This window comes from Methylobacter luteus IMV-B-3098, from assembly GCF_000427625.1.
GTDB lineage: Bacteria > Pseudomonadota > Gammaproteobacteria > Methylococcales > Methylomonadaceae > Methylobacter > Methylobacter luteus.
In genome coordinates, this window is record NZ_ATYJ01000015.1 from 42,256 (window position 1) to 56,941 (window position 14,686).

The window sequence follows — 14,686 nt, forward strand, 5'->3', positions numbered from 1 at the left end:
TGAACATTGAAAACTCTCTAGATGTCAATATTTATATAAATCAAAATCTTAAATCATGCTGATCTGTTAAAGTTTTGTTGATACTTGGAAAGTAGTTGTCGTTGATCTACACCCCATAAGGAACTTGTCATGAAAAGTAATCACCAAAAATTGGTGCATGTAAAACATATTTTCAAAATCAATTCAATCTCGCCCCCCACTCCTTTACCTTGTTTAATGTTCCTGAAAGATCAAACGCTTTCTAACTCAACAACAATCAAGGAAAATCCCATGAATGGCCAAAGCAGTGAGCTAGAAGATCAAATTCCTTTATTACGCGATCTGAACGAGCAAAGGATGCAAATTACACAGTTTCTTGATGAAGGGCTTGAGTCCTTGAATGACTGGCTGACTGACGAGAATAAAATAGAACTTATGGATAAGGAGAAAACAGCAACCATAGCTATTGTGGTTAAGGCAATTCGAGAAAGATCAGAGGAACCACCTATAGAATATATAGATTATCTAAAGAATTTAACGCTGAATCATATTGTTACATTACCCCATACAAAAAAAAATCGGAGTACTGCAGGGATAAAGCCCCGACCACGCCGTCCAGGCACTCCAAATCCTTGTTCGGTTCTGGATGCGGCATTAGTGATGCAAGCCCTTGTAGCAATACCTGGTTGTGCTTTTACAAAACCAGTGTTTCTCTGCCTTTATTGGATAGCTCGCGAAATTTATTCAGTAGACTATCCTGATTATGGTATAGGGGGTGCTCGTTCAAGTCCATCCCACAAATTAATATCTGCTTTCACAACAAGTGAGTGTGTAAAAGCAATTACAGACTTTCAGCATATCTTCCTTAATACTGCCACATTCTTCGAACAGGTCGACAAGTTTAAAACTGCGAGTGATGAGATCAAGATCCTCAATAGTATTTACCCCTCCTTAAAGGATTGGTGTGATGCAGAAAAGGACCGATTAGCGCACGCTTACCATACGGCCCAACAAAACTTATCAGATGCACTTGCTTTTGATCTCCAGTCATTTCCCTTTAATTATAAAGATACTGATAATTACTTAAAACTAGTAGTAGAAGAGGTGAGTAAGGTAATACGAAATTCATCAGCGACCGTAGACGCTGCCAAAAAAGAAATAGATAAGTACCGCAATTATGAAATACGCACAAAACCGTACAGAAATAACAAAGCAAGAAAACTTCAAACAGATCTTTCTCATCGTTATGTATTAGAGGGAATACTCAAAGACGCTAAATCAAATGCTGATAATGCCTTGAAAGCTATAGATCCTAGCCACTTCCCAGAATGGAAAACACTTAGAGACATATTCAAGATGATAGACTCTCATGTATATAACATTCTGCATCCGACTCAAAAGAGCTATCTACCATCGGTGCTGGACCGTGAAGTTTCCAAAGTATCGGCAGGTGAAAAACGGCAGTGGGATCCTTGCGAGATGGTCTGTGCAGCTGCTTCCTATGGAATGTTGACTAATGAATGGAACAATGATCATCGCTTAGAACGTGCAGTTCGACATCTTGCCGAGACCATTTCTGACCGGGGAATGTTTCTGCGCAGCCGTCCTATACATGTGGGAGATGATAGGATGACTTTTGTATATAACGCCGATATTTTACATGCCTTTGCTCAGTTATTGAAAAACATGCATCTCACAAATAGTGTTATACAGCCAGAGTTAATTAGCAAAATACTCAACTTCTTCAAAGATACACGTGAGCAGGTCTCTCCTAGAAAACTAGAAAAAACACCAGGCTGGCATTATGAGTATTTTCCTAGTAATACCTTTAGTTCAGAGGCAACTGCCAAAGCAATCTTAGCCTTATCTATGATCCACGAGATGCTCAATGAGCAGATCAACAATCTCGTCTTAGATCATTTTACTGTAAAAGATTCCAAGGATTTAGAAAAAAAACCTGATCTCGATGATCTGTTTTATCCGGATTATGGTTTGAGATTATTTATAGATAAAGTCGAGCGCCCTGATAATTTTCAGTTTTCAGAATGGCCAGAACAAGATTCTTTCAGTCGGGAAGAATCTGTTGCTATTGCACTTCAAAGAATGCGAGCTCACGCAACTTGTCCACAGAAAAGAACAGAAACAAAAAATTCCGATCTTTGTTCTCTAATTCTTCACGGTCCTCCTGGTACGGGCAAGACGACACTCGTCGAGGCACTTGCCAAAACGTGTAGTATAAACATGGTAGAGGTGACCCCCAGTGATATTGTCGTGAAGGGGGAAGAAGCCATCGAAAAGAGAGCACGCGCTGTATTCGAGGCACTCTCCTTGCTGACGCGCACTGTGATACTTTTCGATGAATTTGACCCCGTGCTGTGGCATCGCGATCCCAACGATTCTGGCACTAGAAACGTGTTTTCCTTCCTGACGCCAGGCATGCTTCCCAAGCTAAAGATGCTGAACGAGCGGGCAAAGCATCAATCTGTTGCTTATGTTCTTGTTACCAATATGATTGGCAGCCTTGATGAAGCGGCGACACGAGAAGGAAGGTTCGACAAAAAAATGGGCATTTATCCGCCAGACGTGCTTTCTCGACTGGGACGTTTTGTAAGCCAATATAAAAAAATGCGCTATCATCCGGAGCCAAAAAACTTTGAGGAGCGCGTGTTAAATATGGTCAAGAAGACTTCGGGCGCTCCGATGCAGACCTTAAGCAAATCTGGATGGTTTACCAAACCAAAGCAGTACATAACTGTTATGGATCAGCCCGAGTCTGAGGCTCAGATAAGACAAGTTATTGGGGAAGGTAAGGCGGCTATCAAAGAATATGTCCAGTGGTGGTGGATAACTCAATGGGATGAGAATGTTAGGAATAATCATGCCATAGTTAAATTTGATCAATTGATAAAACCAATTCCAAAGTTATCAAAAAAAATAGAATATCTTCGGATGTCACTTAAATCGTGGAAAGAAGGAGAAGAAGAACGAAGAAAACAAAGAAAGTAATAATTGTCGTCGTAATAAACTCAACGCCTAAAATTCTGCTCAACCAAAGCTGTACAGGATCACTTTTTGAAGCATTCGTGGGCTGATCTCGATATTACTTTAATTAACATGTTTCAAAATAGAAATTTGATTTACCCATGGTGAATCGAACCTAGTCTTTCTTAAATAATGCTGTTCGGCCAGAAGCTGAAAGTCGCTAGCGTTTTAGTTTTGCCTTCATTCAATCGCATGTCACTTGCACGCCGTGCCGTAGAGATTCTATTTCGAATTTCGTCCATATCGTCCAATTTTACTCACTGATATTCTGACTCATTGTCGCACACCCTTTCGTATATACTTGGGAAAATCATCCTAAAGGTCACGATTGCCTATTCCAAACTTATCCAAAGACACTTCCGCTTTTTAGCGGCTAAAATTTATCGAGAGCGCCCTCGGCTAAGTGTGACGGCTTCAACCGAAACAACAACTTTGCCTTGATCGTTATAACTGATGCTTTTCGCACTCCCCATAACAGGCACTATATCGAAATCTTTCCGGGAATGCATGACAAATTTCTTGTCTATTTTCTGGTACACGTTATCGTTATCCGTGTGAACGACTACACCATCATACCGCTTCGACTTGTCCGCCTTTTCCGCCATGTAGATGTTGTATATGCCGGGCTTTAGTTCGCCTGCTTTGTCCACCTTCTGATTCTTCCACACCCCTTCATGCTCGCTTTGAAGAATGCGCTGCCCATTCATAACTACAAGACGCTGTTTCATGACCCTCTTCTATGGTTGCAGATTAATAAACATGGTTGAATTTCATCCGGCACAATAAAAAAGCCAGCTTTTAGAGGCTGGCTTTTTTATTGTTGCTCCGGTGCTTGTCTGCAATTTTAGATGAAGACCACTAAGTTACCAATAACTTACTAAATAATTAGGTATTTGTACTTATTTCCTTATAAATTAAAAGGTTACTTTGAATTCAGAGACTGATCTTATTTGTTAGCCTTCCAGGATCGCTACAAGCTGCACATCGCCGAGGTTTGCCTCGAACTCATGGCCGTCATCCTCGTATTTCAGCCAGGCGAAGCCATCTTCTGGAGGGCGTCGGTGGAGCACCAGGCGTGCCAGTCGTCCGTCATGCTGGACCCGTACTATGGCTTTTTTCAGCTTTTCCGGATCGGTCGTCTTCTCTTCCTTTTTGGATTTGGAACCTTCAGAGACTTGGTCGTTGCTGCCAGCTTCAGCATCGGTCTTGCCAGCCAGAGCATCTACTGTGTTAGGGTCGCTTTCTTCGTCGCTACCCTGCTCTCCGCTGTGCCGGCGCTTGTCTTCCAGAAATTCGCGCAGCAGCTTGACCGATCCCCGCGTCAGTTCCTGGCTTTCATCAGCCAGCCATACATCCACTTCATCGGGATTCTTCTTGTATGCCGTCACCAGCTCATTGATAACGGTTACATCATTAGCCCGACCGCTGTTGAATGCTCCGGCGATCGGCTCTGGCAAATCCAGCAGCGTGACATGCTGCGTCACGAATGCCGGCGATTTGCCGATCTCCTTGGCAATTTCGCCCTTCTTCTTGCCCTTCGCAAGTTCGCGGCCGATAAAATCGGCAATCTCGCGGGCAGTCAGCTCGTTTCTTTGCAGGTTCTCGATGACCTGATCGGCTTCGTTGTAGTCGTTGTCCACGAATGCCGGAATAGTTGTCTTGCCGGCAACTTTGGATGCACGGTAACGACGGGCGCCATGATTGATGATGTACCGGCCTTCTACCTCTGGATTCTCACGAACGGAAATCGGAGTCTTGACGCCACGAAGAGAGATTGTCGCGGCCAACTCATCCAGGCTTAACTTTGAAAAACCAGGGTTATCCTTTTTTCTTGGCTGGTTCGGGTCTTCATCAATCAGTTCCAGTGACAGATCCAGTGGACCGAAACTCATGGTGGTTTCCGGCTGATTCAAAAGCCCCGAAAGATCACCTATGCTATCCAGGCCCAAGCCGGATATCTGTGACTTTTTGGTATTCATTGTGTAATCTCCATCTTCTCAAAAATGTGTGAAGCAAGCGCGCGGACTTCCTTCGCGGCTTTACGGGCGGCGGTTTTTTTAATCTTCCAGACGGGCACTCCCGAGGCAAGTGCGTCGGCAATGCTGCTGCGAAGGCCAATGCCGGTTGGTATCATCAGTTGGGGATAAGCGTTTTCCAGTTCTTTCAAGTGCCGGCCGTGGCGTGGGTTTCGGCCATCGACCTTACTGGGCACCATGCCCAAAAATTGCAAACCGGGGTTTGACTTGCGGATGTTTACGATAGTCGTGACCATTTTCTTAATGCCCTGGATACTATAGGCTTCAAGCTCAATAGGCGAAAAAACATAATCGGCCGCAAAAAGAGCAGCGGCCATGCTGACGCCAAGAGACGGGGCGGTGTCGATCAGGCATACATCGAAACCGCATTCATCCAGCACTTTGATATTCTTCTTAAAGCTCGTCGCCGCTTCTACCATTGTGAGCTTCTCCATGTTCGCCATAGGCGCATCGGAAGCTATCAGACACATGGTTGGTACGTCGGGCAGGTTGTTGAAGCAAGCGCGTAGCTCGTCGCCCTCCGCCGCAAACATCTGGCTGGCCAGGTAATCGCTCTGAAACTCCTGCAGCGTGTAAGAAGCGTTTGCCTGTGTATCAAGGTCGATCACAGCAACCTTCATACCACGCTCAAGGAAGTCAAACGCAAGATGCACAAGGGTTGAAGTTTTACCGACGCCCCCCTTTTGGTTCGCTGTGACCAGTGTTTTCATTTTTTTATCTCCAGTTTTTTTGTTGCGTCCTCTGCCCATTTCTTGACGATAAACGCTTGATGCTCCGGTAGTACCGCTGTCACTCGCTCGTACCCCTCGGGAAGATTTGCTTTCTGTGCAGCCATCCATACACGGCTGACAGCTTGTGATACAGCTCCTTTACTCAAGCCCAGTTCGGCTACAAACTCGGCTTGTGACCTTCCCTCGACTAATACGCCCCGTGCTATTTCGATGGTCTGTTGTCCGATTTCCAGCTTCCTGACGACAGTTTGAAACTGGGCTTCGGTTAACCGTTTCTTCATGGATTGCACCCATATACATTCACACCCTGGTTGTTGAACAAAGGCGGTTACAGCCGCCGACCATGCTTAAAAGTTAAGCTAAACTATTATTGTTTGTCAAATTCTTTATCATTTTAGCCGCTAAAATTTACACTGCCATTTCCGCCCGCGTAGCTATTTCTTCTTAAAATCAAAGAACAGGCGTATTGGTTATCTGGCCCCTTTCGGTCTGAAAAACGAAACAAAATAGGTGAGCGTCGTTAGCAATGAGAAATGCAGAAGAAAAGTCCAACCGGCATAAACGCCGGGTGTATTCCAGTGGTAGATCATGCGCAGCATTTGAAAAAAAACATCGAGGGAGAGTATCCATTTAAGAATCGGCCAGATTAGTACGACCACCACCCAAACAAAGTGCAGCGATCCATCGAGAACAGATTTTTTCTTGGAATCACAGTTTTTAACTGACTTAACCGTCGCGGGATTGGAATTTTCTAGCTGAGTATTCTTTTGAGGAAACTTGATAATATTCGTCATGACTTGACTCTCCACGCTATAACGTGTCCAATGTTAATCTTATCCCGCCCTGGGAAAGTACGGCTTAGGTGTTACAGCGCCAAGCCAGGGCCCCGGAATTCTCCGGGGCTTTCTTATTTTGTGTCGTCTTACTGTCTAACCAGCGTCGTTCCCTATTCAACAATCCGGCTGAACCATTATTGTTCAGTTTACTGAATCTAAACAAAAAATTTAGCGGCTAAAATTCCTTTCTGGCGTTCAACCGTCTTTCCAAATTGGACCGAATCCAGCGAGATCGCACAGAATCGCCCATGCTGCATAAGGGATAGGCGACTCTTCACTGATCCAGCGTCTTACTGTGCGGTCGCCTTTGGCACCAAGGCCAAGTGTTTTTGCAGTCTTGCTACCAGTGAGTCCGCCGGCGAGGCGCAGCACCTCACGGATTTCCTCCCCGGTTGGTTGAGTCCATCTTTCGGCCGGGCGCAGGCATTCGTGTCTAATGGTTGTGTCTGGGCGACTCAAATTCTATTCTCCTATTATTCCAATATTTTTAGTTGATCAAAGCTGTAACTTAATTTTACACATCCGGGATTACAGGTGATCACTTATTAGCCATTTATGTTTATCCGAATTCTCGGTAGTCATGCCATCATGAGCCCAAACTGTACCACTATCAGGTGTTGATTTTGTAGTAACCGCCTTATCGCCTATATTGTTTGTAAATATTGAGTGATTCAGACTAATAATTTCGCAGCACTGTTGTCCTATCCTGAAGCCTGTTGCATCATCTTAATCTTCGTTTGTGGTGTCAAATTGCTCATTCAGTGGGACATTGATCTCTGCTTGAGCCGCCCATTTTCTGGCAATTAACGCCTGATGTGAGGGTAAGATAACATCAACCAAAACAAACCCAGGCGGTACAATGGAAATGGCCGGCATACGCTGTGCAGATGCCTCCAGTTCATCCATCCCATCAGATGAAACTGGTTCAGCAAGTTGATTGGCAATAACGAGCGATAGTTTTTGAGTTTGGTTCATCGGGAATTCTCCGGTAATTGACCTGAGCGGAATGCTCGGCCTTCAAATGTCAAAATAGGGCATTATGTCCTATTCTGTCAAGTATTTTGATTGGAGCTTTCTGGTTTATAAAGATAATTCTGATCTTGAAATTAAGTTATCTCAGATATAGCCGGAGGTACTCAATTTGAGGCATATATGGTTGAGTAGGCTGAAGATGCAATTTCTTTGAGTGTAAAAGTCTGAGCTTGACCTGGCAGCTTCAAACATCAATTTATATTGAACTTAACATTGACGGTCTCAGTTGTGCCAACAAAAGACTGTCACCAATTTTCGACTAATGGCAGCTTTACCGCTATATGCCGCTATTTATTACTGGACAGTAATCTAATGTCTTAGCGGCGAACCTAATTATATAATTTGTAACGGAAGATCAAGCCTGAATTGGCAGCTACGATCAACTCTACTAAGATGACTCTGTTTATATGGTATGAAGCATCCTATAATTTGCCGCGCTCGGTTATAGAAATTTCATTTCCAGGAGTCAATGGAATTCACTGACCTTTTAACAAATTTCACTAAATTACCGTACATAATACTAGTCATTAAAAATTATAGGATAGAACAGGTTAAGCATGGGAATGAGTTATGAAGAATTAAAAGCATGGGCTAAAAAGCTTGATGTTCAAGAAATTTATAAAATTTCTCAGAACCAGAATATTTCTGGAACAGATAGAAGCATTGCTTACTCTGTTGCGAACAGACTGAAAATTGGCGATATGCCAACTTTCAAGCAGTTAAAACAGTTAGAAAGAATCTATGAGGCTACTCGCAGTGCTGGATCTGAGCAGAAATGGCTTGATCATAACAACTTTGCACTCTACGCAAGCCAAGAGGCTCAGGATATTGATATCAAGCACCTTTGCCTAAGGACAGCGTGGCATGATAACAGATGGAACGGTAATATTTGTAAGGCACCCGAACAAAATGATTTTTGCATTGGTGAATACTCATTGCTATCTGAGCGGATTCGGAGGCGTCGAGAAATATCTGTCGAAAATCAACTGGATTGTATTGGATGCAAAGCAGACTCGCCAAATCTTGGCGAATATCAGCCACCTTGTTTTTGGTCAATAAATGTCTTCGGCGAATATAACCTTAAGTTTCATCATGATAACCCTGTTGCTCCAGATTTTCCGCACATTAATCAACATCTGCCCCCATATTCCTTGATTTCCTGGCCTTTCAAACTGGCGTTCGTCAAAGGACCCGAGGAAAAGAAAAAATATGGGGGTAATTACTATCCTAAAGAAATTTTTGAAAACAGAATTAGACTTTTTCAGCGCAATGTAAAACCAAATCAAAGCGTTGTATTCACCTACTGCAATTATAGTAACCCTATCTCAGGGGAAGATATGAAGTATCTGGTGACCGGGTGTGCTCTTTTAGCAGATCAAGGTACGCCAGAATATTTTGATATAACAAAGGAACAGCTTGTAAAAAAAGCCAATGAGCTTAAACAGCCCAATTTCCCTTCAATGAACTGGGCTCTTCGCTACACTCTGGGGTTCGAAAATACAGGAATAAGAATTCCGTATCATGAATACTTGGATAAACTCTCCGATAGTGGTGGTATTTCAGAGGATTTACTCAAAGCGATCGCGGTAACTATCGACGAGCCAGAATTAAGAGATGGTTTTACGTACGTTGCCAAGCATATCGATGATGACCAGGCAATCTACCTTTTAATGAAGATTCGTCGTAGCTTACTAACTGTATTGGAACATGGATTTATTGATCATAATGAAACGGAACTCCAACTTGAAAGGGTTGAGGATTTAATCAAGTTTACTTGGGATAAGCGTGGCTATTTACCAGGGCTCAAAAACTTGCTTTTAGCTATACCCGGAATTAAAGAGCACTATTTCAAAAAAGTTAATGACCTCATAAATACCATTGATTTAGCAGATGACGGGGATGTAATTAAGCTCCGCGACACACTTGGTGGGGAATTGGACTCAGTTGATGATGTATTCGATGATCTGGTGGCAGAAGTTCAGGAGTTCATGGAGGAACATTCAATCAATAGTGAAAACATTCTTCGTCTTGCGAGTCTTAACCTTACCGCGCATCAATTTAGACGGATTATTAAGAAGAAAGGTATTCGTCATAAATTGTCCGCTATTTGCCATAACCCATACCTTCTTTATGAGGAGTATGAGTCAGGAAAGGAAACGGAAGAGGAACTTTCTGGAGAAAAAATCGACGGGCAGGTCGATCTGTTTAAAATCGACATTAGTTTAATGCCGCTTTTAAAGTATCAGCGGCGAATTAAAGGTTTTCATGACTTTCGCCCAACTGATAGTCGAAGACTTAGAGCGGTAATTATCCAGATTTTGCGTAATCGGGAATCGACCGGAGACTGCTTTCTCGAGAGTAAGGAAATTATAAATGAGGCAGAATTCTACTCGTTATTTTACAAAATGGATACTCCGTATTTGATCGGAGAGCACCTGACTGATCTAGATGAGGATGTGGAACAGTTTTTTTGTGAAAAATTGGTCATCCGAAAAGTTCATGATCGACACCAGTACTATCTGAAAGAACTCTATGATGACGAAGTTTTCGTAAAAGATTTCATCATGAGTCTTATCAATCGTAATGACCATAGCCTATCTGCAAGGTCACTCGAAGCAGGTTTATCGGATTCGAGTGACTCACTTCGTAAAAGAATTGGCGATAGATTTGATGAGGTTCTTTTTCGAAACGAGCGTGGGCATTTATACAACAATATTGCTCGTAAATCGTTTTTTGTGATCACGGGATTTCCTGGTGCGGGAAAATCTTATGAGCTTCTAAAGATTATTGACTTCCTCAGAAATCATAGCGAAACACATGTCGTCCTTTCATTGACAGGCAAGGCTGTCATCCGTCTGAAAAACAATGAAGAAGGCATCCGATCAATTAATGCAAAAACTATCGATAAATTTCTAATTGAACAAGAAAATACTAAAGCACAAGCTGCAACTAGTATTATTCACAATCTAATCATTGATGAATCCTCAATGGTTGATTTACCAAAGCTTGCAGCAACCCTGCGAAGCGTCGATAGCAAAAACCTAAAGCGGCTAATTCTTGTTGGTGACCCTAATCAGCTTCCACCAATTGGTTTTGGTAAGCCGTTTTCGGACATCATTGATATGATGGTGGAAAAACCCGAAACTTATAATAACTATAGCGTTCAGCTAGAGGTTAATTGCCGTGCCGAGATGAGTGAAGAGTTCATTGGATTTACTCGAATATTCTCGAATGAAAGTAAGTTTGCAGAAGGACATCTTGCCAAAATAACGCAAGAAGGTCGTATTTACGACGACGCCTTTGAGTTGGTTTTTTGGCATACAAGAGAAAAATTGCAGGATCACTTATCAGTCAAAGTTAAAGAGCTATTAGATGCTGAAGGTTATACTGACAATTTGCCTAGTTTCCTGGGTATAAAGAGTCCATCGCAAAAGCCGAAAGAACTTGAAAGGTTTCAAGTTCTTTCGCCATATAAAAGTGGATACTATGGCGCCTCAGGTATCAACCTCCATTTTCAGGATAAATTGAGGCCAGGTGTGCCTTTTGAGCGGAATAGCGGTGATGTTGTATTCAAGCTATTCGACAAAGTCATGCATACCCAGAACGAATACAGCGACAACGAACTATTAGTTTCAAATGGCTCACTTGGAGCCATTATGGACAACGGGCGGGTATTTTTTATAGATAACGAAAAACCTATTTCTATGGATTCGCTACGAACCAAGAATATGCTGGAGCTCGCTTATGCGATTACCGTGCATAAATCGCAAGGTAGCGGATTCAATCACGTATTCATTGTGTTACCCGAGAAGGCTCAATATACATCTCGAGAACTTCTCTATACTGCTCTAACGCGAGCTAGGAATCGAGTCACGATCTTTCTTCAACAAGGTAATGATGTAATCGCAGCTCCAGATTTTCTCAACAAGATAAGGTATAGAAGCGCAGTTGTCGGAAGGCGCACAAGTCTTTTCTCTGATGGAGGGCAATTTTATGCGTATGTTCCGGATGAAGGAGCAATAGTAAAGAGCCGGGTCGAATACATTATTTATAGAAAACTATTAGAAGCTAAGGCTAGGTATGGCAATTTTTCATTTGCTTATGAAGAACTATACGAAGTTAAGGGGAAGACATTTGATATACACCCGGATTTCGTAATTCGTTTTTCAGATGAGCGGGTGATCTATTGGGAGCATCTGGGACGAGTAACCAGTAAAGCCTATATGAATGACTGGGATAAAAGGCGCAAGATTTATGAAGCTCAAAACGACTTTGATAAAGTATTAACTACAGATGAATTGCACGGAATTAGCGACGAAAAAATTGAAAATATTATTGAAAAAATCGTTAATAACACACATGTATCTGAAGATAATTCAAATAGATACTCAAACATGCATTTTTCATTGCGGTAGTAACAAGTATCTAGAGAAGTGATAAGAGATTTACCTTGGTGTCTTGAATGACCGTAGTTCAGCGTTCAACGGCCGATCACGTAATATGCTTCAAAGGCAATTTTGGGTCGAACTGAGACAGTTTATATCTTATACGTTAGCATTTCGGCTATGTGAGATTTTTGGAACAATTATTAAATTGAATCTTAAACATAGATGATGAAGTACATTTTCGTAAGGTTGGATTTTAAAGTTCAAAAACGCTTGGTGTGTAATGTACGGGTTTTGATTTGGATACTTAGGATAAGGTTTTGAGGCTAAGCTTTTTCTTGATAATTTATAGTGCAGATGCAGGATTAATTCTTTTCACGATATTCTTATCATTTTACTAAGTAATTTCCTGAAATCGGGTGGCAGTTAATCATTTTGACAAAGGTTTTAAGAGTTTTAATAAGTTTTAATAAGTTTTAGACGTGAAAAAAGGTTAAAACTTGTTTATTTGCAAACACTTGAGGAAGAGCACGGTGTGTAATGTACGGATTTTAGTGTGTAATGTACGGATTTTGGTGTGTGATACACGGTCCTGAGTGTGTAATGTACGGGTTATCCACAGGCTTATGAGAGGATTAGCCGCAGAATTCGGAATCTTTTTCTGTCATGGCCAACATGGCATAAGACTTTTTTCCGTTTTCATTTGAATAGATTCCAGAATGCATTTGTAAATAGCCATTCCGTCAACTAGACTGGCCAATTAACTTATTTGGCACCAAGTATGGATCCGCGCACACTAATCATTAATCTTGAGTATCCATATACGGAGCACGATTCTTCCGAAGTGCCAGCGCTAAACGTTGTCCTTGCTGGTCTAGGGTGGGAGACAGAATATTGGCCTAGTCTAGCCGTTGCTTGGATTGAGCAAGGCGCACCAATTGATAAGGAAGCGAAGGAGGCGCTTGATCTCATTGTAGAAAAAAAGCAGTTCCCTCAGTCATTGCGTCACAGGGCTTTTGCACTGGTACGCAGGTGGGAGCAGGAGAATGCCTCAAGCGAAGCACTAAGTTTTGTTTCCAAATCTGACTGATCGGCAAAGAGGATTTAAGTCATGTTAGGCGGCTGCGTTGATTGATTGAGCCGTAGAATAGAAGCTAACGTACAATTTTTCCTTTTTCAATGTTGCTACTTTTTTCTTTTTAGAGATCCCTTTAGGATATTTAAGGCCAAATTTATCCTACCGGCGTCCGTACATTACACACCGGAAACTTGAAAGAGGAATGACGCTTTCGTACTGTGAAAGAATGATTAGTAATATTACTTTTGATCGGTTTCTATTTCTGTTGGTTCGTCATCAATGCTATCGTCAGATGAATCAAGGGTTGCGTCTCGATGTCGCATCACCAGGATGGGACCGATTTGTCCTTGTTCTTCTTTAAGAAGGTACTCAGGTATTTCGTTGGATTTGATAATGCGGCGAAGGATGCGGCAGAACTCTTTGAACGTACCACTGCTTCCACTACGGTCATAGATCGTCTGAAATGCCCACTTAGCTTGTCTTTTGCCAGCTGCGCGGCGAGCCAGGCGATAGACAAAGCGGCCGATGCCTGGATCGATCAGGAAATAGTCGGGATGGACTGTTAGCACGTCCGGCCGCTTTCCAGTGGTGACTTCGCGGTAAAGCCAGTTCGGGGCTTCGATTTCGACAGAAGCGACCTTGCCAGAATCCGTATAGGAAATTACGCGATAGCTGTTTAGCAGGCCCTCGGCCTCGACTTCGAGCATGGCTCGCCCGCTTTTGGCGGCTGTCCTGTTCCGCACATTCTTGATCGTTGTACCTTTGAGCCTGTCTAGCGCCGCAACTATTTCGTCTGCCTGCTTGCCTCCGTCCCCTTTACGGCAAAACTTCAAGATTTCGGAAACATGAGGCCGGAATGTGCGACCGGGTTTTTCGCATTTTCCTTCCCGGTAGAGGTTCATCGATTCAGTGAGATGCGATACCAGCATCAGCACGATGTCATAGTCCCATACGGACGCCATGCCGTCCGGGCCGGCTTTGACTTCCACATAGCCGTCCGACATCTCGTAGCGGATTGTTTCGCCGGCACGCTTGTCTTTCTTGGACAAACGGAAAACAGCCACATCCATGATGCTGCGGCTGTCCTTGGTGCCAACGTCATAGAGTGCGGGTACGAAAAAATCTAGCTGCTCGTCACCCTTTGGCGGTTTACGCATGTCTGATTTGGAAGGTTTGTCACGCGCAGCCCTGGCTTTGTTCTCATTATCCTGACGAAGCCTTGCTGCAGTCTGTTCATAGGTTTCGCCCGGGTGCGCTTTAGATTCAATATTGCGCCGTTGTGCCGCCTGAGCCGCTTTCAGCTTTTCCATTGTCTCGTTATGACTCATCACGTTATCGCTCCGTTGGGGTGCTTTCCGCGTTGTTATTATTATCCTGGAGCTTTAGTGTCCAGGTATCCGAATTCCTCGGCAATGATGTTGAAGCCTTACTCCGTTTTTTCGTCCTTATCATTGCACGTTGGCTCAATGCGTCATATCTCACTAACTGTAGATTGAATACTACACAGTTGCCACTAGAAGAATGATTATGACGAATACCGGTATCACAGGTAAGATTACCGATTAAA

The 14,686-nt window shown here is 43.0% G+C and carries 10 protein-coding genes; 3 read left to right on the forward strand and 7 right to left on the reverse strand.

Annotated elements, in window-relative coordinates; all coding sequences use genetic code 11:
* Positions 1 to 129: 129 nt before the first annotated feature.
* Positions 130 to 2,985, forward strand: coding sequence for an AAA family ATPase (locus METLU_RS0101720; RefSeq protein WP_027156711.1), 2,856 nt, complete (start codon positions 130 to 132; stop codon positions 2,983 to 2,985).
* Between the two features lie 416 nt (positions 2,986 to 3,401).
* Here METLU_RS0101720 and kfrB read toward each other — a convergent pair whose 3' ends face one another.
* The 6 genes from kfrB to METLU_RS0101750 form a co-directional block, all read right to left on the reverse strand.
* Entirely contained in the window at positions 3,402 to 3,749 is a 348-nt protein-coding gene (gene kfrB / locus METLU_RS0101725; RefSeq protein ID WP_027156712.1) for an IncP plasmid survival protein KfrB, read from the reverse strand.
* 225 nt (positions 3,750 to 3,974) lie between these two features.
* Positions 3,975 to 5,000, reverse strand: a complete 1,026-nt coding sequence (locus METLU_RS0101730) for a transcriptional repressor gene korB (RefSeq protein WP_027156713.1) — start codon at positions 4,998 to 5,000, stop codon at positions 3,975 to 3,977.
* Positions 4,997 to 5,767, reverse strand: a complete 771-nt coding sequence (locus METLU_RS0101735) for a ParA family protein (protein ID WP_027156714.1) — start codon at positions 5,765 to 5,767, stop codon at positions 4,997 to 4,999. The genes METLU_RS0101730 and METLU_RS0101735 overlap by 4 nt, the downstream gene beginning before the upstream one ends.
* The gene (locus METLU_RS0101740) at positions 5,764 to 6,069 is read right to left on the reverse strand and encodes a transcriptional regulator KorA (protein WP_027156715.1); all 306 of its coding nucleotides are present in this window, start codon (positions 6,067 to 6,069) and stop codon (positions 5,764 to 5,766) included. The genes METLU_RS0101735 and METLU_RS0101740 overlap by 4 nt, the downstream gene beginning before the upstream one ends.
* A gap of 189 nt (positions 6,070 to 6,258) precedes the next feature.
* Complete coding sequence (gene kleE / locus METLU_RS28225) at positions 6,259 to 6,582, reverse strand: KleE stable inheritance protein (RefSeq protein WP_027156716.1); 324 nt, start codon at positions 6,580 to 6,582, stop codon at positions 6,259 to 6,261.
* Positions 6,583 to 7,350: 768 nt separating this feature from the next.
* Positions 7,351 to 7,599, reverse strand: coding sequence for a hypothetical protein (locus METLU_RS0101750; RefSeq protein ID WP_027156717.1), 249 nt, complete (start codon positions 7,597 to 7,599; stop codon positions 7,351 to 7,353).
* 620 nt (positions 7,600 to 8,219) lie between these two features.
* Here METLU_RS0101750 and METLU_RS0101755 point away from each other — a divergent pair.
* The gene (locus tag METLU_RS0101755; protein WP_196806475.1) at positions 8,220 to 12,071 is read left to right on the forward strand and encodes an ATP-dependent DNA helicase; all 3,852 of its coding nucleotides are present in this window, start codon (positions 8,220 to 8,222) and stop codon (positions 12,069 to 12,071) included.
* Positions 12,072 to 12,822: 751 nt separating this feature from the next.
* Positions 12,823 to 13,131 (forward strand): hypothetical protein, encoded by a 309-nt coding sequence (locus tag METLU_RS26550; protein WP_051299736.1) that lies wholly within the window; start codon positions 12,823 to 12,825, stop codon positions 13,129 to 13,131.
* A 227-nt stretch (positions 13,132 to 13,358) separates the two neighbouring features.
* Here the strand turns inward: METLU_RS26550 and METLU_RS0101770 are convergent, their stop codons facing one another.
* Entirely contained in the window at positions 13,359 to 14,429 is a 1,071-nt protein-coding gene (locus METLU_RS0101770; protein ID WP_231383527.1) for a replication initiator protein A, read from the reverse strand.
* Positions 14,430 to 14,686: the final 257 nt, after the last annotated feature.

What these genes read in the sequence shown, in the direction of transcription:
- METLU_RS0101735 (WP_027156714.1), bottom strand. Translation starts at nt 5,767, where the DNA reads ATGAAAACACTGGTCACAGCGAACCAAAAGGGGGGCGTCGGTAAAACT.
- METLU_RS0101750 (WP_027156717.1), bottom strand. Translation starts at nt 7,599, where the DNA reads ATGAACCAAACTCAAAAACTATCGCTCGTTATTGCCAATCAACTTGCT.
- METLU_RS0101755 (WP_196806475.1), top strand. Translation starts at nt 8,220, where the DNA reads ATGAGTTATGAAGAATTAAAAGCATGGGCTAAAAAGCTTGATGTTCAA.
- kfrB (WP_027156712.1), bottom strand. Translation starts at nt 3,749, where the DNA reads ATGAAACAGCGTCTTGTAGTTATGAATGGGCAGCGCATTCTTCAAAGC.
- METLU_RS0101730 (WP_027156713.1), bottom strand. Translation starts at nt 5,000, where the DNA reads ATGAATACCAAAAAGTCACAGATATCCGGCTTGGGCCTGGATAGCATA.
- METLU_RS0101740 (WP_027156715.1), bottom strand. Translation starts at nt 6,069, where the DNA reads ATGAAGAAACGGTTAACCGAAGCCCAGTTTCAAACTGTCGTCAGGAAG.
- METLU_RS0101720 (WP_027156711.1), top strand. Translation starts at nt 130, where the DNA reads ATGAAAAGTAATCACCAAAAATTGGTGCATGTAAAACATATTTTCAAA.
- METLU_RS26550 (WP_051299736.1), top strand. Translation starts at nt 12,823, where the DNA reads ATGGATCCGCGCACACTAATCATTAATCTTGAGTATCCATATACGGAG.
- METLU_RS0101770 (WP_231383527.1), bottom strand. Translation starts at nt 14,429, where the DNA reads ATGGAAAAGCTGAAAGCGGCTCAGGCGGCACAACGGCGCAATATTGAA.
- kleE (WP_027156716.1), bottom strand. Translation starts at nt 6,582, where the DNA reads ATGACGAATATTATCAAGTTTCCTCAAAAGAATACTCAGCTAGAAAAT.